Source organism: Curtobacterium sp. NPDC089991, from assembly GCF_044748425.1.
In the GTDB taxonomy this organism is placed as follows: Bacteria; Actinomycetota; Actinomycetes; order Actinomycetales; family Microbacteriaceae; genus Curtobacterium.
Window position 1 is genome coordinate 90,661 of sequence record NZ_JBIVGB010000003.1, and the last position, 18,315, is coordinate 108,975.

Genomic DNA, 18,315 nt, shown 5'->3' on the forward strand with positions numbered 1-18,315 from the left:
CAACATAAGCGGTAGTGTTGGCTGTGGCAAGGACGTGATCGCAAAGGAGCGAGCGGATGGCAAGTGTTTCGACGGCGCAGCAACGACTGCGGATCGCCATGGTGGGGCACGGCTTCATGGGAGCCGCACACTCACAGGCGTGGCGGACCGCCCCCAGGTTCTTCGACCTCGGGGTCGAGCCCGAGATGGCGGTGATCGTCGGGCGCGACCCGGAACGCACCGAGGCGGCTCGCGTGCAGTACGGCTGGCAGTCGGCATCCACCGACTGGCGTGCCGTCGTGGCCGACCCGGACATCGACGTCGTCGACATCGTGTCGCCCGGGTCGTCGCACGTCGAGATCGCGATCGCCGCGCTCGAGGCCGGCAAGCACGTCCTGTGCGAGAAGCCGCTCGCCAACACCGTCGAACAGGCCGAGGCGATGACCGCCGCTGCCGCAGCCGCCCGGGCGCACGGGGTCCGCGCCATGGTCGGGTTCAGCTACCGCCGGGTGCCGGCCATCGCCTTCGCCCGACAGCTCGTGCAGGACGGCCGGATCGGCACCGTGCGCCAGGTCCGCGCGCTCTACCTGCAGGACTGGCTCGCCGACGAGGACGGCCCGATGACCTGGCGCCTCGACAAGGAGCTCGCCGGTTCCGGTGCGCTCGGCGACATCGGCGCGCACGCGATCGACCTCGTCGAGCACGTCACCGGCGCCGAGCTCACCCGGGTGTCGGGCCTGCTCGAGACCTTCGTGACCGAGCGCCCCCTGCTCGCCGACGGCGTCGGACTCTCCGGCACGGCGTCGAGCGAGCGCGGGCAGGTCACCGTCGACGATGCCGCGTTCTTCACCGCCCGACTCGGCGGCGGTGCGGCCGACGGCGCGATCGGCACGTTCGAGGCCACGCGCTACGCCACCGGCCGGAAGAACGGCCTGACGCTCGAGATCAGCGGGTCCGAGGGAGCGATCCAGTTCGACCTCGAGTCCATGAACGAACTGCGGCTGTACGAGTCGTCGGCACCCGCGGGAGAGCAGGGCTTCCGCCGCATCCTGGTCACCGAACCCGAGCACCCCTACATGGCGGCGTGGTGGCCCACCGGACACCTCATCGGGTACGAGCACACCTTCAGCCACCAGGTGAAGGACTTCGTCGAATCGATCGTCGCCGGCACCGACCCGTCGCCCTCGTTCGAGGACGGCCTGCACGTGCAGCGGGTGCTCGACGCCGTCGAACGCAGTGCCGCCGACGGCAGCAGCTGGACGGTGACCGCGTGACCGCCGCCGACGGGACACGCCAGGCGCTCGTCGTCCGCGGGGGATGGGACGGCCACCAGCCCGTCGAGACCACCGACCTGTTCGTCCCGTTCCTGCGCGACAACGGGTTCGCGGTCCGGGTGTCGGACTCCACGGCCGTCTACGCCGACGCGTCCGTCATGGCCGAGGTCGACCTGATCGTGCAGGTCGTCACCATGTCGACCATCGCCGACGACGAGTTCGCCGGGCTGCAGCGCGCGGTGCTGAACGGCGCCGGACTGGCCGGCTGGCACGGCGGGATCGCGGACGCGTTCCGGAACACCGCCGACTACCTGCACATGGTCGGCGGCCAGTTCGCCCACCACGCCGGCAAGCACCCCGACGAGCGCGTCGGGGAGCAGTCCGACAACTACATCCCGTACACGGTGCACCTCACCGACCTCGGACGATCGCACCCGATCACGCAGGGCATCGAGGACTTCGACCTCGTCACCGAGCAGTACTGGGTGCTGTCCGACGAGTACAACGACGTCCTCGCGACCACCACGCAGGAAGCGCGCGACTTCGACGCCTGGAACCGTCCGGTCACCGCCCCGGCGATCTGGACACGGCAGTGGGGTGCTGGTCGCGTGTTCGTCTCCGCACCCGGGCACCGCCTCGAGGTCGTCGAGTCGCAGCCGCTCCGCACCATCATCGAGAGGGGCCTCCTGTGGGCAGCACGGTGAACGAACCCGTCCTCCGCGTCGGGGTGGTGGGCGTCGGCGTGATCAGCCAGCAGTACTTCGAACACTTCCCGGCCCTGCCCGGCCTGGCGCTCGTCGCGGTCGCCGACCTCGACGTCGACCGGGCGCAGGCGGTCGGCGCCGCGCAGGGAGTGCGCGGCACGAGCGTCGACGAGTTGCTCGCGGCCGACGACGTCGACGTGGTGCTCAACCTGACGATCCCCGCCGCCCACGCCGACGTCGCGACCCGGGCGCTCGCCGCGGGCAAGCACGTCTACGGCGAGAAGCCCCTGGCGATGTCCACGGCCGAGGCCGAACCGGTGCTCGAGGCCGCCCGAGCCGCGGGCCTGCGGGTCGGCAGCGCCCCGGACACCGTGCTCGGCACCGGCATCCAGACCGCGCGGGCCGCCCTCGACGACGGCCTGATCGGCACCCCGGTCGGAGCGGCCGTCGCCTGGAGCGCCCCCGGCCACGAACTCTGGCACCCGGCACCCGCGTTCTACTACCAGCCCGGTGGCGGACCGCTGCTCGACATGGGGCCGTACTACCTGACCAGCCTCGTCAGCTTCTTCGGGCCCGTCGTCCGGGTGAGCGGCAGTGCCACGCGCTCCACCCGCGAGCGGACGATCGCGACCGGACCGAACGCCGGCACCGTGATCCCCGTCGACATCGACACCCACGTCGTCGCGATCCTCGAGCACGAGGACGGCGTGGTCTCCACCGTCACCGTCTCGTTCGAGGTCTGGGCCACCCGAGCACCGCTGTTCGAGGTGTACGGCACGGCCGGCACCCTCGGTGTGCCGGACCCGAACCGGTTCTCGGACCCGGTGTCGATCGCGACGGCGGACGACCGCGAGTGGCGCGAGCTGCCGGTCTCCGCCGGGTACGCCGACGCCGGTCGCGGCTACGGGCTCGCCGACCTGGCGCACGCGATCACCACGGACCGTCCGCACCGGGCCTCCGGCGACCTCGCGTTCCACGTGCTCGAGGTCATGGAGGCCGTCTCGGCCGCGGCCCGTGACCACACGGTCGTCGACGTGCGCTCGCGCGTCGACCGCCCCGCCACCGTCCCCGCCGGGTCCGCACCCGGGTCATGGTGACGGACCTCGACCACAGCACGCAGCTCGAACACAGCACGGACCCCGACCACCGCACGGAAGGACGACGACGATGACGACGACGGACGCGAGCGACCAGGCGGAGCCGACCCGGGCCTCCAGGCCGGTCACGCTGTTCACCGGACAGTGGGCCGACCTGCCCTTCGAGGAGGTCGCCCGGCTCGCCGGCGACTGGGGGTACGACGGCCTCGAGATCGCCTGCTGGGGCGACCACCTGGACGTCCGGCGCGCCGCGACGGACCCCTCGTACGTCGCCGAGCGGAAGGCGATCCTGGAACGCAACGGGCTGCGGGTCTGGACCATCGCGAACCACCTGGTCGGCCAGGCCGTGTGCGACGACCCCATCGACCAGCGGCACGAGGACATCCTGCCGCCGCACGTCTGGGGCGACGGCGAGGCCGAAGGTGTCCGACAGCGTGCCGCCGAGGAACTGCAGTGGACCGCACGCGCCGCAGCGGCACTCGGGGTCGACACCGTCACCGGGTTCTCCGGGTCGTCGATCTGGAAGACCGTCGCGGGCTTCCCGCCGGTCCCGCCGAGCATGATCGACGCCGGGTACCAGGACTTCCACGACCGGTGGTCGCCGATCATCGACGTGTTCGAGGAGGTCGGGGTCCGCTTCGCGCTCGAGGTGCACCCGTCCGAGATCGCCTACGACTACTGGACCGCCAAGCGCACGCTCGAGCTCTTCGCGGACCGGCCGGCGTTCGGGTTCAACTTCGACCCCTCGCACTTCGTCTGGCAGGACCTCGACCCCGCAGCGTTCCTGCTCGACTTCGCCGACCGGGTGTACCACGTGCACTGCAAGGAGTCGGTGAAGCAGTTCGACGGGCGCAACGGCCGGCTCGGTTCGCACCTGCCGTGGGGCGACCCGCGCCGCGGCTGGGACTTCGTGACCGCCGGACACGGTGACGTGCCGTGGGAGCGCGTGTTCCGCGTGCTGAACCACATCGCGTACACCGGCCCCACCAGCGTCGAGTGGGAGGACGCCGGCATGGACCGACTCGTCGGAGGACCCGAGGCGCTGGCGTTCGTGCGGCAGCTCGGCACGATCGCGCCGCCGGAGGCCTCGTTCGACGCCGCGTTCTCGCGTTCGCGGTGACCGGCGGTTCCGGGCGTACCTGCCGGATCCGGGCGTACCTGGTCGTTCGTTTCGACCAGGTGTGCCCGATCCCGCTTCCCATCGCGGGCGTTCTGGGAAGGACCGAACACGCGAGGATGGGCCAGCACACACGGAGCACGACCGAGAGGACCCGATGGCTCGCCTGACAGCGGCACCCGTCGTCGCGCAGACCCCGACACGCGGCAACGCTGCGCGCGTCCTCCGCCTGGTGCACGAGGACGGTCCCATCACCCGCGCCGAGATCACCCGACGCACCGGTCTCAACCGGTCGACCACGCTCACGCTCGTCGGTGAACTGGTGGAGCGCGGACTCGTGCACGAGGACGTCCCCGCGACGGGCAGCACGAGCGCCGGTGTCGCGGGCAGTCCGAGCCCTGGCGTCGGCCGTCCGAGCCCCGTCGTTCGTGCTGCCGCCGAGGTGGTCGCCGTCGCCGTCACGGTCGAGGTGGACGCCGTCACCGTCGCGTTGGTCGGGCTCGACGGCAGCGTGCGCGACCGTGCGGTGGCGTCGAGTCGCTCGGCCCCGACCGCTGCCCAGGCAGTCGAGACCATCGCCGGACTCCTGGACGGGTTGGTCGCCGGGGACGCCGCACCCGCCCGGATCGCCGGCATCGGCGTCGCCGTGCCCGGGACCGTACGGGTCGAGGACGGCGTGGTCCGCTCCGCGCCCCACCTGGGCTGGCACGACGAACCGATCGCCCGTCCCCTCGCCGAGCGCACCGGCCTCCCGGTCCGTGCGACGAACGACGCGAACTCCGGTGCCTGGGCGGAGCGCCTGTACGGCAGCGGCCGCGGAGTCGACGACCTGATCTACCTCAACGGCGGCGCGAGCGGTATCGGCGGCGGTGTCATCAGCGCCGCCCGGCCCCTCAGCGGCGCGGACGGCTACGCCGGCGAGCTCGGCCACACGTTCGTCGCGGCGAACGGTGTCCGCTGCCACTGCGGGGCCGTCGGGTGCCTCGAGACCGAGGCCTCGCGCGACGCCCTCGTCGCGGCGGCCGGTGTCGCCCCGGACGACCCGTCCGCGCTCGCCGCGGTGCTCGCGCAACGCCGACCCGAGGTCGAGCGGGTGGTCGACCGCCAGGTGACGGCGCTCGCCACCGCGCTCCGCAACGCGATCCACACCGTCAACCCCGAGGTGGTCGTCCTCGGCGGGTTCCTCGGGGTGCTGCTCGAGCACGTCGGCGACCGCATCGAGGTCGAGGTCCGCGCCCAGTCGATGGCCGCCGTGACCGAACGGCTGCGGATCGCTCCGGCGGCGCTCGGTGCCGACGTGCTGCTCCGCGGTGCCGCCGAACTCGGGTTCCGTGACCTGCTGCGCGACCCGACGGCAGCCCGGCTCGTCCCGAGGCCAGCTCCAGCCGACTCCACGACCACCCCCACGCCCGACCACTCCACCACCCCCACGTCCGACCGCGACGCCGCGGCCGAGGAAGCGAGAACCCCATGACCTCCATCCAGCGCCAGCGCACCAGCGTGCTGCTCGGGACCCAGGACCTGACCGTCGAGGACCGCCCCGTGCCCGAGGTCGAACCGGGCGACGTGCTCGTCCGGGTCGCCGCCGTCGGGGTGTGCGGCTCCGACGTGCACTACTACCGCCACGGCCGCATCGGGGACTTCGTCGTCGAGGAGCCCCTCGTCCTCGGTCACGAGCTGTCCGGCACGATCACCGCTGTCGGCGCTGGCGTCGACCCCGCCCGCGTCGGGGAGCGCGTCGCCGTCGAACCGCAGCGCCCGTGCCACCGCTGTGCGCAGTGCCTGGCCGGCCGCTACAACCTCTGCCCGCACATGCGCTTCTACGCGACCCCGCCGGTCGACGGCGCCTTCGCCGAGTTCGTCACGATCGAGGCCGAGTTCGCCCACGTCCTGCCCGACTCCGTCTCGTTCGAGGCCGGTGCCCTGCTCGAACCGCTGTCCGTCGGGATCGCCGCGGTCCGCAAGGCCGGCATCGTCCCCGGGTCCTCGGTGCTCATCGCCGGTGCCGGTCCGATCGGGATCATCTGCGCCCAGGCCGCGCGGGCCTTCGGCGCCACCCGGATCGTCGTCAGCGACCTGGTCCCCGAGCGCCGGGAGCGTGCGTTGCAGTACGGCGCCACGGAGGTCGTCGACCCGACCGTGGTGTCCGTCGCCTCGGACATCGCCCCGGTCGACGCGTTCATCGATGCCAGCGGTGCTCCCCGTGCCGTGTCCGACGGCATCAAGGCGGTCGGACCGGCCGGCGCCGCGGTGCTCGTCGGGCTCGGCAACTCCGAGATGACCCTGCCCGTCGAGCACATCCAGAACCTCGAGGTCACGGTCACCGGGATCTTCCGCTACACCGGCACGTGGCCCGTCGCGATCGGCCTGGTCGCGTCCGGGCAGATCGACCTCGACTCGCTCGTGACGGGTCGGTTCGGCCTCGACGAGGTCCGCGAGGCACTCGAGAGCGACACCGACCCGGACTCCCTCAAGTCGGTCGTCTACCCCGGCGGCGTCCCCGCCTGAGCGCGCACGGTGCGCGGTTCGCCGCCCCGTGCCGCGTTGCGTGCCACGTGCGGGGTTGCGACCGGACACGGTGCGCGGAAGCTCGCACGGGGTGACGGCGCTCGCACGGTGCGGACGGGAGGCCCGTGGCCAGGCCGCCACGCGCCTCCCGTCCGGCTGGCGGCTGGCGCACGGTGCGAGGTTCGTCGTTGTGTCCACGGTCGTCGGCATGGTGTCGCCCTGTGGGCGGGCACGGTGCGCGGAAGCTCGCACCGGGTGACGACGCGCGCACGGTGCGGACGGGAGGCCCGTGGCCAGGCCGCCACGCGCCTCCCGTCCGGCACGTGACCCGGAACGGGGCCACCGGCGCGTCACCGGGACGCGCTACGGTTCGCGCATGACCGCTTCACCGGCCGCCGTCGTGCCGCAGCGCACCGACCGGCGTGCGCTCGTGTCCTGGGCGCTGTGGGACTGGGGGTCCGCGGCGTTCAACGCCGTCGTCACCACGTTCGTGTTCAGCACGTACCTGGCCAGCCGGGCGTTCGTCGACCCGGCGAAGGTGGCCGACACGTCCGCCGCGGGCACGGCGTTGGTGGAACGCGAACTCGCCCACAACGCCGCGGTGGTCTCCACGGCCCTGACGATCGCCGGCATCGTCGTCGCGCTCGTGGCCCCGGCGATCGGACGCCTGGCGGACTCGTCCGGGCACCGGCGCCGGTCCGTCCTCATCGCCACGATCGGCATCGTGCTGTCCATCGGCGGCATGGTCTTCGTCGCACCGAGCCAGCCGTACCTCGTTCTCGGGGCGGCGCTGCTCGGCATCGGCACGGTCGCGTACGAGATCGCGAGCGTGGGCTACAACGCCATGATCGGGCAGGTCGCGTCGGGGGAGCGCACCGGACGGGTGTCCGCGATCGGGTGGGCCGCCGGGTACTTCGGCGGCATCGTGCTGCTCGTGCTGCTGCTCGTGCTCTGCATCCAGGACTTCCGCGGCGACGGCGTCGTCGGCGGACTGCTGCAGCTGCCGGCCACCGTCGCGACCGGGCAGTGGGACGTCCGCGTCGCCATCGGCATCGCCGCCGTGTGGCTCGCGGTCAGCTCGATCCCGCTCTTCGTCGTCGTGCCCGAGGCCGCGCCCGACCACCGGCACACCGGCGGCGTGCTCGGTGCCTACCGCGACCTGGGTCGGGACATCGCCCGGCTCTGGCGCGAACGGCGGAACGTACTCGCGTTCCTGGTCGCCAGCGCGGTGTTCCGCGACGGCGTCGGCGCGGTGTTCACCTTCGGCGGGATCATCGCGGCGCAGGTGTTCGGGTTCAGCGCCTCGCAGGTCATCCTGTTCGCCATCGCTGCGAACGTCGTCGCCGGCGTCGCCACCTTCGTGTCCGGACGGCTCGACGACCGCTTCGGCTCGCGCGCGCTCATCATGGTGTCGCTGATCGGCCTCGCTGCCTGCGGGCTCGGCGTCCTGGCGGTCGGCAGTCGGACGGAGTGGTTCTGGGTGCTGGGGCTGACCCTGGCGTTGTTCGTCGGACCGGTGCAGTCGTCGTCGCGGGCGTACCTGGCGCGGCTGGCGACCCCCGGCCGCGAGGGCGAGCTCTTCGGCCTCTACGCCACCACCGGCCGGGCGGCGTCGTTCCTGGCGCCGGCACTGTTCGGTGTCGCGGTGACGGTCGGCGGCTCGACGCGCTTCGGGATCCTCGGGATCGTGGTGGTGCTCGTGGTGGGGCTGGTGCTCATGGCGTTCGTGAAGGCCGAGCCGCGGGTGCTGCGCGGGTAGGTGTTCGGGTGTAGCTGGTCGTTTCGGGCGTAGCTGGTCGTTCTTTCCGGCCAGGTACGCCCGATCCCGCTTTCCATCCCGAGGTCGATGGGAAGGAACGTCCCCGGTGCGGTTGTGCGCACGGTTCTGCACAGGGCCGCGGTTCCAGCGGACTCCGCAGCGCGGGTGCGCCAGGATGGACCCATGACCGACCAGCGCATCGCCGTCGTCGTCCTCGCCGCCGGGCAGGGCACGCGCATGAAGTCGTCCACCCCCAAGGTGCTGCACCGGCTCGCCGGGCTGCCGCTCATCGCGCACGTCCTGCGGACGGCGTCGTCCCTCGGGCCGGAGCACGTCGCAGTGGTCGTGCGGCACGAGCGTGACCTGGTCGCAGCGGAGATCACCGAGCGCGCGCCCGACGCCATCATCGTCGACCAGGACGACGTCCCCGGCACCGGCCGTGCGGTCGAGGTCGCGGTCCAGGCGCTCCCCACCGACTTCGACGGTGCCGTCGTGGTGCTCTCCGGCGACGTCCCGTTGCTCGACGCGGCGTCGCTCCGCCTGCTCGTCGACGCCCACGCCGGCGGGGGAAACGGCGCGACCTTCGTCAGTGCGATCGCCCCGGACCCGACCGGCCTCGGACGGATCGTGCGGGATGCTGACGGCGCGTTCGTCGGTGTCGTCGAGCACAAGGACGCGACAGCCGAACAGCTGGCCATCGCCGAGGCGAACGCGGGCATCTACGCGTTCGACGTGACGCGCCTCCGGGCGGTCCTGCCGTCGCTCACCACGGCGAACGCGCAGGGCGAGAAGTACATCACCGACGCCCCCGCGCTGATCAGTGCGCGAGGCGGGCGCATCGACGTCGTCACGCTCACCGACCCGTGGCTCGTCGCCGGCATCAACGACCGCGCGCAGCTGTCCGACGCCGCCCGCGAGCTCAACGCCCGCATCGTCCGCCGACACCAGCTCGCCGGCGTCACCGTGCAGGACCCGGCCACCACCTGGATCGACCTCGACGTCTCGATCGAAGCGGATGCCGAGGTCCTGCCCGGCACCCAGCTCCTCGGCGCGACCGCCATCGCCGCCGGTGCCGTCGTCGGGCCGGACACCACGCTGCGCGACACCGAGGTCGGTGCCGGCGCGACGGTGAACCGGGTCGACGCCACCCTCGCGGTCATCGGTGACGGTGCCTCGGTGGGGCCGTTCGCGTACCTGCGTCCGGGCACGATCCTGGGCGACCAGGGCAAGATCGGCACCTTCGTCGAGACGAAGAACGCGAAGATCGGGCGCGGCAGCAAGGTCCCGCACCTGTCGTACATCGGCGACGCCGAGGTGGGCGAGGACTCGAACATCGGCGCGAACACGATCACCGCGAACTACGACGGCGTGCACAAGCACCGCACCGAGGTCGGCTCGCACGTTCGTACAGGCTCGCACAACGTGTTCGTCGCCCCGGTTAGGATTGGTGACGGTGCGTACACGGGTGCCGGAACGACGGTCCGCAAGGACGTCCCGGCCGGATCGCTCGCGATCAGCTACGCCCCACAGCGCAACACCGACGGATGGGTCGAGGAACACCGACCCGGCACACCGGCGGCCGAGGCTGCTCGGCACGCGAACGGCGAATAGATCCTGGCGACCACCGGTCGTCGACATCGACCCCACACGGGTCAGGGAGTGAGCACCGCACTTGTCCGGAATCAAGACAACCGGCCAGAAACGACTCGTCCTCGTCTCGGGGCGAGCACACCCGGCGCTCTCCGCCGAGATCGCAGAGGAACTCGGTGTCGACCTGGTCCCCACCGATGCCCGGACCTTCGCGAACGGTGAGCTGTACGTCCGGTTCGACGAGTCGGTCCGCGGGTGCGACGCGTTCGTCATCCAGTCGCACACGGCGCCGATCAACGAGTGGCTCATGGAGCAGCTCATCATCGTCGACGCGCTGAAGCGGGCCTCGGCCAAGCGCATCACCGTCGTCGCGCCGTTCTACCCGTACGCCCGTCAGGACAAGAAGGGCCGCGGCCGCGAGCCGATCTCGGCCCGCCTCGTCGCCGACCTGTTCAAGGCCGCGGGCGCGCACCGCATCATGAGCGTCGACCTGCACGCCGCCCAGATCCAGGGCTTCTTCGACGGCCCGGTCGACCACCTCTTCGCCATGCCGGTGCTGCTCGAGCACTTCCGCGAGATCCTCGACCCGTCGATGCTGACGGTCGTGTCTCCCGACATGGGGCGCGTCCGCGTCGCCGACATCTGGTCCGAGAAGCTCGGTGCACCCCTCGCCATCATCCACAAGCGTCGCGATCCGCTGGTCCCGAACCAGGTCACGGTCCACGAGATCGTCGGCGACGTCTCCGGCCGCTGGTGCCTGCTCGTCGACGACCTGATCGACACCGGGCGCACGATCGCCAAGGCAGCTGAGGCGTTGAAGGCGGCCGGCGCGATCGGCGTCGTCGTCGCCGCGACCCACGCCGTGTTCTCCGACCCGGCCACCGAGCTGCTGCAGAGCGAGTTCATCGACCGTGTGGTCGTCACCGACACCCTGCCGGTGCCCGTCGAGAAGCGCTGGGACCGTCTCGAGATCCTGCCGATCGCCCCGCTCCTGGCCCGCGCCATCCACGAGGTCTTCGACGACGGGTCCGTCACGTCGATGTTCGACGGCGCAGCGTAGCGGAGCCGTCGAACCATGGGCACAGCCGGCGGCGCCTCACCGTCTCGTCGACGTGACGTGTCTGCGGACCGTTGGTGACCCATCCCGCGCGTGACGCCCTCGCGGCCCGGCTCCGGGCCGCGGGGAGCGTCTTCGCCGAGGACGAAGCCGACCTGCTCCTCGAAGCAGGCGACGGTGAACCAGTCCGGCTGCGTTCCCTGGTCCAGCGTCGCCTCGCCGGTGAGCCGCTCGAGTACGTCCTCGGCTGGGCCGCCTTCGACGGACACCGCATCCGGGTAACCACTGGGGTGTTCGTCCCCCGTGCCCGGACGACCGTCGTCGTCGAGCAGGCTGCCCGTCGGTTGCAGCGCTACGACCGCGTGGTCGACCTGTGCTGTGGCGCCGGTGCGATCTCGGTGGCGTTGTTCGGCCGGGTCGGCGCGCTCGACCTCGTGGCGACGGACATCGACCCGGATGCCGTCGACGTCGCGGCCGAGAACATCGGCGACCGCGGGATCGTCGTCGCCGGCGACCTGTTCGCGCCGCTGCCGGACCGGTTCCGCGGCGCCGTCGACGTCATCGCGGTGAACGCCCCGTACGTCCCGACGGCGTCGATCGCGATGATGCCGGTCGAAGCGCGTGAGCACGAGCACCGCGTGGCCCTCGACGGTGGCGCGGACGGCCTCGACCTGCACCGGCGGATCGCCGCAGGAGCGGGGGAGTGGCTGCGCCCCGGTGGTTCGGTCGTGATCGAGGTGTCGGTGGCGCAGGCAGATGCGTCGGTCGCGGCGTTCGTGTCCGCCGGGTTCACGGCCGTAGTCGAGCAGGACGACGAGGTCGACGGCACCTGCGTCGTCGCGACGCTCCCCGTCTGACCCGACGAGTCAGAGCCGACGACCCGACCCGCGCGAGTCCGGCCGGCACGGGCTCGACCCGCGCGAGTTCGGCCGGCGCCTGGTTCGCCGACTGGTCGCGACACGCCGCTCAGTTCCGCCGAGGTCGCACAGACGGCCGTTCGGACGCTCGACATGCCGAGATCTCGGAACCTCGACGACCAGCGGACGGCGTGCCGCGCGGCCCCACCCGACGCCCCCGAACCGCGCCGGCCAGCGCTACTTCGCGTCGACCGTCACCGACGCCCAGCCCGAGGCCCCGTTCGGCGCGGGCGGCCGCTCGACGCTCGTCTGCACCTCGCCGTCGGCGCTCACGGCACGGACCTCGATCCGGTGCGACCCCGCGGTCGGCGTCCACCGCAGCACCCACTGGCGCCAGGTGTCCGCGGACACCGACTCGGCGAGTTCCGCCTGCTGCCACGCACCCGAGCCGACCCGGACCTGCACGGCCTTCACCCCGGTGTGCGGCTGCCAGGCGACCCCGGCGATGGCGACCTGCTCACCGACGGTCACGGTCGTCCCGTTCCGAGGGGTGTCGATGCGCGACTCGAGCTTCACGGGCCCGCGTTCCGACCATCCGCGCGGCGTCCAGTACCCCTGTGCATCGGCGAAGCGCGTGACCTCCATCTCGGTCACCCACTTCGTCGCCGACACGTACCCGAACAGCCCGGGCACGACCATCCGCGCCGGGAACCCGTGCTCGGTCGGCAGCGGTTCGCCGTTCATGCCGATGGCGAGGAGCGCGTCGGTGCCCTCGTCCTGCAGGACGTCCAACGGCGTCCCGGCGGTGAACCCGTCGATGCTGCGGGACAGCACCATGTCGGCGTCCCCGGTCGGCTTCGCGCGGGCCAGCAGCTCCCGGATCGGGTACCCGAGCCAGAGCGCGTTGCCGATCAGGTCGCCGCCGACCTCGTTGGACACGCAGCTCAGGGTGGCCATGTGCTCTTCCAGCGGCAGGGCCAGCAGCTCGTCCCACGTCAGCGTGACCTCGTTCTCGACGGCGCCGTGGATGCGCAGGCTCCAGTCACCCGGATCGATGGAGGGGACGCGCAGCGCGGTGTCGATCCGGTAGAAGTCGGCGTTCGGTGTGACGTACGGCGTGATCCCGTCGACGTCGAGCGAGGCGCCGCCCGGCACGGCCGGTGCGGGCGTCGCCGCCGCGGGCAGGCGCACGGCTCGTCGGGCAGCGGCGACCGCCTGCATCGCGGACGACCCCACCCGGGAGGCCGTGCCCACCACGACCGCGACCGCTGCGGTCGTGACACCCCAGACCAGGAACGCGCGGCGCTCGGTCGAGGCAGGTCGCGGTGACGCCGACGGGACGGCCGCTGCGGCCTCCCAGAGCCGGAGCCGGCGGAGCAGCAGCCGCAGGGTGATCACGGCGGCCGCCACGCCGAACACGGTGGGAGCGCCGTCGAACGTACCGCTGCCGGAACGGGTGCTCACCGCGATGAGCGCGAGCACGCCGCCGACGGCGAAGACGAGTGCCCCGAAGGGCGGCCGAGCGCGCTCGAGGACCCCGGCCCCGGCGCTGATCGCGGCGACGATGACGGTCATGAGCGCGAACAGTGCGACCTTGTCGCCGGTGCCGAACAGGGCGACCATCAGGTTCTTGGCCCCCGCAGGTGCGAGGTCGATCACGGCGGACCCGACGGCCACCAACGGGCTGCCGGCACCACCGAGGAGCAGCGCGCCGAACTCAGCGATCCCGAGGAAGGCGGCGGCGGCCACGAGACCGACGGCCGCAGCGAGGACCGCGGGCCGGCGGAGCGGGGCTCCGGCCGGGTGTTCGTCCGTCGATGGGTCGTCCGGCGTCGGGACGTCCGTGGTGCGTTCGGTGGTCACCGCCCGAGCGTAGGTCGCCCGGCCGCTCGTCGGCTGTGCGTGCGGTTCCCCGGGCGTTCACCGACCCCGGCCAGCACCTGCCGATCGGGCCGTGCGAGGATCGGGGTGTGCCGAGGCGTCCAGATCCAGTTCCGCGCCCCGGCCGCGCCCGCCGATCCGACCGCACGCCGATGTCGGCTGCACAGCGCCTGTCCACGTTGCGGTGGGTGATCGTGGGCATCTGGGCGGCGCTCCTCACCGCGCGGATCATCGTCGTCGCGACGGCACCTGACGTGGACCTGTCCTGGTTCGGGATCGTCGAGTTCGGTGCGATCGCGCTGGGCGTCACGGTCATCGTGGTCGCGGTCTTCCGTGCCGCTGCGGTACGTCGCCGGCACGCTGACGAGGCCCTCGCGCTCGCCATCCGCCGCATCGACCCCACGGTCTGGCTCGTGCCGGCGGCTCCGACGACCGAACTGCGCGACGCGATCGCCGAGGTCCGGCCGGAGGTGAGCCTCGGTGCCCGTGTGACGTGGGCGTTCGGGGCGACCGAGGCCTCCCTGTGGGAACTCGACGACCGCAAGGCCACACGGTTGCTCGTGGTCCGGTGGAGCCGGGTGGTGCACGTCGGGATCGAGGACGTCCACGGCGACGGTGACCGCGCCGATGCCCGTCGGGCGTGCGCGGTCGCGATCCACTACGTCCGGCCGGACGACACCCCGGCGGTCGCGACCTTCTTCGTGCGGACGGCTCCCGGCTCTCGTCGGCTGCTCGGCCGCGGACAGCGGCTGGACCGGCTCGTCGCCGACCTCGCGCGCGAGCGCATCGTCGCCTGAACCGAGCACATCGTCGTGACCGAGCGCACTGCTGTCGGACGTGGGAAGGGCCCCGCCGATCGGCAGGGCCCTTCGAGGGTGCGGTCGTGCCGCGGTCTAGTGGGTGGACGGTTCCTGGTCGACCTCGCGGCGGTCGTCGTCGGACCACAGCGTGTGGAAGGTGCCGTCCTTGTCGATGCGCTGGTAGGTGTGCGCGCCGAAGAAGTCGCGCTGCCCCTGGATGAGCGAGGCGGGCAGCCGCTCGGAGGCGAGCGAGTCGAAGTAGGACAGCGCCGACGAGAAGCCCGGCGCGGGGATCCCCGACGCGGCGGCGATCCCGACGATGCGGCGCCAGGCGGCTTCACCCTCCTGCACGGCGTTCGCGAAGTACGGGTCGACGAGCAGTGACTCGAGCTCCGGGTTCTTGTCGTACGCCTCGACGATGCGGTTGAGGAACTGGGCACGGATGATGCAGCCACCCCGCCAGATCTTCGCCACGTTGCCGAGGTTGATGTCCCAGCCGTACTCCTTCGCCCCGGCGATGATCAGGTCGAAGCCCTGCGCGTAGGCGACGACCTTCGAGGCGTAGAGCGCCGCGCGGACGTCGTCCTCGAAGCCCTCGGGGACCTCGGCGATGTCGGGCCGGTCCGGGAACGCCTGCTGCACCGCGGCACGCTGCGACGGCTTCGACGACACTGCGCGGGCGAACACCGCTTCGCCGATGCCGGAGACCGGGATGCCGAGTCCGACCGCGTTCTGCACGGTCCACACGCCCGTTCCCTTGGACCCCGCTTCGTCGCGGATGACGTCGACGAGGGGCTTGCCGGAGTCGGCGTCGCGCTGCTTCAGGACCTCGACCGTGATCTCGATCAGGTAGGACTCGAGGTCGCCGCCGTTCCACTCCTGGAACACCTTGACCAGGTCCTCGACGGAGAGCCCGCCGACGCGGCGGAGCAGGTCGTAGGACTCGGCGATGAGCTGCATGTCAGCGTATTCGATGCCGTTGTGCACCATCTTGACGAAGTGGCCGGCGCCGTCGGTGCCGATGTGGGTCACGCAGGGCTCGCCCTCAGCGACCGCCGCGATCGACTTGAGGATGGGGCCCAGGGTCTCCCAGGCTTCCTTCGAGCCGCCGGGCATGATCGACGGCCCCTTGAGCGCGCCCTCCTCACCACCGGAGATGCCCGTGCCGACGAAGTTGAGGCCCTTCTCGCGCAGGTCGTGCTCACGCCGGATCGTGTCGTGGAAGTTGGCGTTGCCGCCGTCGACGATGATGTCGCCTTCCTCGAACTTCTCGGCGAGCTGCGAGATCACGGCGTCGGTGCCCTTGCCGGCCTGCACCATGATGATCGCCGTGCGCGGCTTCGAGAGCGAGGCGACGAAGCCGTCGATGTCCTCGGACGCGATGAAGCCGGCGTCGCCGTGCTCCTTGATGAGTTCTTCGGTGCGGGCGTAGGTGCGGTTGTACACCGCGACCGTGTTGCCCTCACGCGACGCGAGGTTGCGCGCGAGGTTCGACCCCATGACGGCGAGGCCGATGACCCCGATGTTCGCCTGACCAGTGCTGTCTGCCACGTCGTCTCCTTTGTCCGGACGTGAGACCAACCTACGGTCGGCGCCCTGGGACCGCACGGGTGTTACGGCAACTGGGGACCACTGTTCACCCCGTCAATACTGTGGAGGGATGACCGACACCGCTGCCCTCCCACCCGTCCTCGTCATGGGCGTCTCCGGTTCCGGCAAGTCCACGATCGGGCAGGCGCTCGCCGACGCGCTCGCCGAGCAGGGCCAACCGACCGTGTTCGTCGACGCCGACGACCTGCACCCGGCCGCGAACAAGGAGAAGATGCGGCAGGGCGTCCCCCTCACCGACGACGACCGCTGGCCGTGGCTCGACGCCTGCGCCGCGCGGATCGCCGTCGTCGAGGCGTCCGGGAGCCGCTGCGTGATGGCCAACTCCGCCCTCAAGCGCGTCTACCGCGATCGGCTCCGGCAGTCGGCGCCGGGCCTCGTCATCGCGTTCCTGGACGGCTCGCACGACCTCATCGCCGAGCGGCAGGCGCACCGGCACCACGAGTACATGCCGTCGTCGCTGCTCGACTCCCAGTTCGCGACGCTCGAACGGCCGCAGGCCGACGAGGCCGCCGTCGACGTCTCCATCGACGGGTCGGTCGACGACACGGTGACGACGATCCTCGCAGCGCTGTCGGTCACTTCCGGCTGAGCCTCACTTCTCCACAGTGAAGTCCTCGCAAGGGATCGTCCACAACCTCTCCCAGACCTTCCCCCGGCGGAGGAGCGACCGCGCAACACTCGGATCATGACAGTGAACAATCCAGTGACAGGTCGCATCAAGCCGCCACGCGTCGACCCCACCATCGAGATCGACGTCGACGCCTCGAGCGAAGGGACGCCGGTCGGTGCTGCTGATCGATGACCGTGGTATCAACTGTGATACCGTCCTGCGCATGGCCATGACCCTTCGACTGGACGATGCCGAGGCGGCTGCGCTCCGAACCCGGGCCGACCTCGAAGCCCGATCGATGCAGGACATCGCGCGGGAAGCGATCCGCGAGTACATCGAGCACCACAGCCGACGTGACCTCATCGACGGGGTCCTCGACCGCGAGTTGCCGAACTTCGCCAAGGCGCTCGAGCGACTCGGACGATGATCCACCTGACGATCGACGAAGCGCTGCACATCGCTCGGCGGACGTTGGGGCCGGACTTCGTCATCCGAGATGCTGGACTCCTCGAGGCCGCGGTGGCCCGACCAGCGACCTCGGTCGGTGGACGCGACGCCTATCCGTCGTTGCTCGAGAAGGCGGCAGCGCTCGTGCACTCCGCGGTTCGGAACCATGCACTCGTCGACGGCAACAAGCGCCTGGGGTTGATGCTGCTGGTGGTGTTCCTCGGGGTCAACGGGCTTCGGTTGCGCGCGACGAACGACGAGGCGTACGAACTGATCATCGCCATCGCCGAGGGGGAGTTGGACGCGGTTGCGGACATCTCCGCGGTGCTGCAATCGCTGGTTGCTGAAGCCTGAACGACGGCTGCAGCGGATGGCACCGCCGGCTGAGGAACCTCACCGCCGCTTCGCGCGGATGGCAGCGTGCGGCCGCTGTCCCTGATCGACCCGGGCCCGGACGTCCACCACGTCGAACCCGTGGTCCTCGAGGACCTCCGCCAGCGCGCCCGTCGGCCACCGGTACGCCGTGACGACCGCGTGGTCGAAGGACTCGATCGAAGGCCCCTCGAAGAACCCGACCAGCAGGCCGCCGCCCGGCCGGAGCACCCTGCGGAACTCGTCGAAGACCTCGCCGACGCAGGACGGATCGTGGTGGATCACGGAGTACCAGGCGAGCACCCCGTCGACGCTGCCGTCGTCGAGACCGGTGGACTCGAACGCGCCCAGGCGGAAGTCGACGCCGTCGTGCGCACGTCGTGCGTGCTCGACGAAGGGTGCGACCGCGTCGATGCCGATCACTGCGTGCCCACGATCCGCCAGGTGTGCGGCCCAGTGCCCCGGCCCGCACCCTGCGTCGAGGATGCGAGCACCGGATCCCGACGCCCAGGCCTCGACCTGTGTCCGGTCCTCGTCCTGGACGGCCGACATCGATCCGAGGACCTCCGCGTACTCGCCCGCACGGTCGCCGTACGCAGCGGTGACGTCGAGGTCCATCGTCCGACCGTACCGGCGCCGGTGGCAACGGACG

17 protein-coding genes are annotated in these 18,315 nt (G+C 71.5%); 14 read left to right on the forward strand and 3 right to left on the reverse strand.

The window, feature by feature from the left end; genetic code table 11:
• Window positions 1-56: 56 nt before the first annotated feature.
• The 10 genes from ACIPV1_RS09790 to ACIPV1_RS09835 all read left to right on the forward strand — a co-directional run bounded on the left by ACIPV1_RS09790 (window position 57) and on the right by ACIPV1_RS09835 (window position 11,942).
• Window positions 57-1,253, forward strand: coding sequence for a Gfo/Idh/MocA family protein (locus ACIPV1_RS09790; protein ID WP_260155063.1), 1,197 nt, complete (start codon window positions 57-59; stop codon window positions 1,251-1,253).
• On the forward strand, window positions 1,250-1,957 hold the full coding sequence (locus ACIPV1_RS09795) for a ThuA domain-containing protein (RefSeq protein ID WP_123939071.1): 708 nt from the start codon (window positions 1,250-1,252) through the stop codon (window positions 1,955-1,957). Before ACIPV1_RS09790 ends, ACIPV1_RS09795 begins: the two co-directional genes overlap by 4 nt.
• Window positions 1,954-3,054, forward strand: coding sequence for a Gfo/Idh/MocA family protein (locus ACIPV1_RS09800; protein WP_123939070.1), 1,101 nt, complete (start codon window positions 1,954-1,956; stop codon window positions 3,052-3,054). The genes ACIPV1_RS09795 and ACIPV1_RS09800 overlap by 4 nt, the downstream gene beginning before the upstream one ends.
• 70 nt (window positions 3,055-3,124) lie before the next feature.
• Entirely contained in the window at window positions 3,125-4,174 is a 1,050-nt protein-coding gene (locus ACIPV1_RS09805) for a sugar phosphate isomerase/epimerase (RefSeq protein WP_123939069.1), read from the forward strand.
• Between the two features lie 154 nt (window positions 4,175-4,328).
• A complete protein-coding gene (locus ACIPV1_RS09810) occupies window positions 4,329-5,645 on the forward strand; it encodes an ROK family transcriptional regulator (RefSeq protein ID WP_123939068.1) in 1,317 nt (438 codons plus the stop codon).
• The gene (locus ACIPV1_RS09815; protein ID WP_123939067.1) at window positions 5,642-6,679 is read left to right on the forward strand and encodes an NAD(P)-dependent alcohol dehydrogenase; all 1,038 of its coding nucleotides are present in this window, start codon (window positions 5,642-5,644) and stop codon (window positions 6,677-6,679) included. Before ACIPV1_RS09810 ends, ACIPV1_RS09815 begins: the two co-directional genes overlap by 4 nt.
• Window positions 6,680-7,055: 376 nt before the next feature.
• On the forward strand, window positions 7,056-8,438 hold the full coding sequence (locus ACIPV1_RS09820; protein WP_123939066.1) for an MFS transporter: 1,383 nt from the start codon (window positions 7,056-7,058) through the stop codon (window positions 8,436-8,438).
• Window positions 8,439-8,621: 183 nt separating this feature from the next.
• Entirely contained in the window at window positions 8,622-10,049 is a 1,428-nt protein-coding gene (glmU, locus tag ACIPV1_RS09825) for a bifunctional UDP-N-acetylglucosamine diphosphorylase/glucosamine-1-phosphate N-acetyltransferase GlmU (protein WP_132099537.1), read from the forward strand.
• A gap of 61 nt (window positions 10,050-10,110) precedes the next feature.
• Window positions 10,111-11,088 (forward strand): ribose-phosphate diphosphokinase, encoded by a 978-nt coding sequence (locus ACIPV1_RS09830; protein WP_123294708.1) that lies wholly within the window; start codon window positions 10,111-10,113, stop codon window positions 11,086-11,088.
• Between the two features lie 74 nt (window positions 11,089-11,162).
• The gene (locus tag ACIPV1_RS09835; RefSeq protein WP_402726271.1) at window positions 11,163-11,942 is read left to right on the forward strand and encodes a putative protein N(5)-glutamine methyltransferase; all 780 of its coding nucleotides are present in this window, start codon (window positions 11,163-11,165) and stop codon (window positions 11,940-11,942) included.
• A 237-nt stretch (window positions 11,943-12,179) separates the two neighbouring features.
• Here the strand turns inward: ACIPV1_RS09835 and ACIPV1_RS09840 are convergent, their stop codons facing one another.
• The gene (locus ACIPV1_RS09840) at window positions 12,180-13,805 is read right to left on the reverse strand and encodes a molybdopterin-dependent oxidoreductase (protein WP_402726272.1); all 1,626 of its coding nucleotides are present in this window, start codon (window positions 13,803-13,805) and stop codon (window positions 12,180-12,182) included.
• A gap of 170 nt (window positions 13,806-13,975) precedes the next feature.
• On the opposite strand from ACIPV1_RS09840, the gene ACIPV1_RS09845 reads away from it, so the two are divergent.
• Window positions 13,976-14,620 (forward strand): hypothetical protein, encoded by a 645-nt coding sequence (locus ACIPV1_RS09845; protein WP_123294712.1) that lies wholly within the window; start codon window positions 13,976-13,978, stop codon window positions 14,618-14,620.
• Between the two features lie 96 nt (window positions 14,621-14,716).
• Here ACIPV1_RS09845 and gndA read toward each other — a convergent pair whose 3' ends face one another.
• Window positions 14,717-16,174: an NADP-dependent phosphogluconate dehydrogenase gene (gndA, locus tag ACIPV1_RS09850; RefSeq protein ID WP_333926730.1), complete on the reverse strand. Its 1,458-nt coding sequence runs from the start codon at window positions 16,172-16,174 to the stop codon at window positions 14,717-14,719.
• 109 nt (window positions 16,175-16,283) lie between these two features.
• Here gndA and ACIPV1_RS09855 point away from each other — a divergent pair, with 109 nt between their 5' ends.
• The 3 genes from ACIPV1_RS09855 (at window position 16,284) to ACIPV1_RS09865 (ending at window position 17,645) form a co-directional block, all read left to right on the forward strand.
• Window positions 16,284-16,823 (forward strand): gluconokinase, encoded by a 540-nt coding sequence (locus tag ACIPV1_RS09855; RefSeq protein ID WP_402726273.1) that lies wholly within the window; start codon window positions 16,284-16,286, stop codon window positions 16,821-16,823.
• Between the two features lie 244 nt (window positions 16,824-17,067).
• Complete coding sequence (locus ACIPV1_RS09860; RefSeq protein WP_402726274.1) at window positions 17,068-17,271, forward strand: hypothetical protein; 204 nt, start codon at window positions 17,068-17,070, stop codon at window positions 17,269-17,271.
• Entirely contained in the window at window positions 17,268-17,645 is a 378-nt protein-coding gene (locus tag ACIPV1_RS09865) for a type II toxin-antitoxin system death-on-curing family toxin (RefSeq protein ID WP_123340626.1), read from the forward strand. The genes ACIPV1_RS09860 and ACIPV1_RS09865 overlap by 4 nt, the downstream gene beginning before the upstream one ends.
• 39 nt (window positions 17,646-17,684) lie before the next feature.
• Here the strand turns inward: ACIPV1_RS09865 and ACIPV1_RS09870 are convergent, their stop codons facing one another.
• Window positions 17,685-18,281: a class I SAM-dependent methyltransferase gene (locus ACIPV1_RS09870; protein ID WP_402726275.1), complete on the reverse strand. Its 597-nt coding sequence runs from the start codon at window positions 18,279-18,281 to the stop codon at window positions 17,685-17,687.
• Window positions 18,282-18,315 lie beyond the last annotated feature (34 nt).

Excerpts from the sequence above, each read along its gene's own strand:
- ACIPV1_RS09845 (WP_123294712.1), top strand. The coding sequence starts at position 13,976 with ATGTCGGCTGCACAGCGCCTGTCCACGTTGCGGTGGGTGATCGTGGGC.
- ACIPV1_RS09820 (WP_123939066.1), top strand. The coding sequence starts at position 7,056 with ATGACCGCTTCACCGGCCGCCGTCGTGCCGCAGCGCACCGACCGGCGT.
- ACIPV1_RS09860 (WP_402726274.1), top strand. The coding sequence starts at position 17,068 with ATGGCCATGACCCTTCGACTGGACGATGCCGAGGCGGCTGCGCTCCGA.
- ACIPV1_RS09870 (WP_402726275.1), bottom strand. The coding sequence starts at position 18,281 with ATGGACCTCGACGTCACCGCTGCGTACGGCGACCGTGCGGGCGAGTAC.
- ACIPV1_RS09805 (WP_123939069.1), top strand. The coding sequence starts at position 3,125 with ATGACGACGACGGACGCGAGCGACCAGGCGGAGCCGACCCGGGCCTCC.
- glmU (WP_132099537.1), top strand. The coding sequence starts at position 8,622 with ATGACCGACCAGCGCATCGCCGTCGTCGTCCTCGCCGCCGGGCAGGGC.
- ACIPV1_RS09815 (WP_123939067.1), top strand. The coding sequence starts at position 5,642 with ATGACCTCCATCCAGCGCCAGCGCACCAGCGTGCTGCTCGGGACCCAG.
- ACIPV1_RS09790 (WP_260155063.1), top strand. The coding sequence starts at position 57 with ATGGCAAGTGTTTCGACGGCGCAGCAACGACTGCGGATCGCCATGGTG.
- ACIPV1_RS09810 (WP_123939068.1), top strand. The coding sequence starts at position 4,329 with ATGGCTCGCCTGACAGCGGCACCCGTCGTCGCGCAGACCCCGACACGC.
- ACIPV1_RS09855 (WP_402726273.1), top strand. The coding sequence starts at position 16,284 with ATGACCGACACCGCTGCCCTCCCACCCGTCCTCGTCATGGGCGTCTCC.
- ACIPV1_RS09865 (WP_123340626.1), top strand. The coding sequence starts at position 17,268 with ATGATCCACCTGACGATCGACGAAGCGCTGCACATCGCTCGGCGGACG.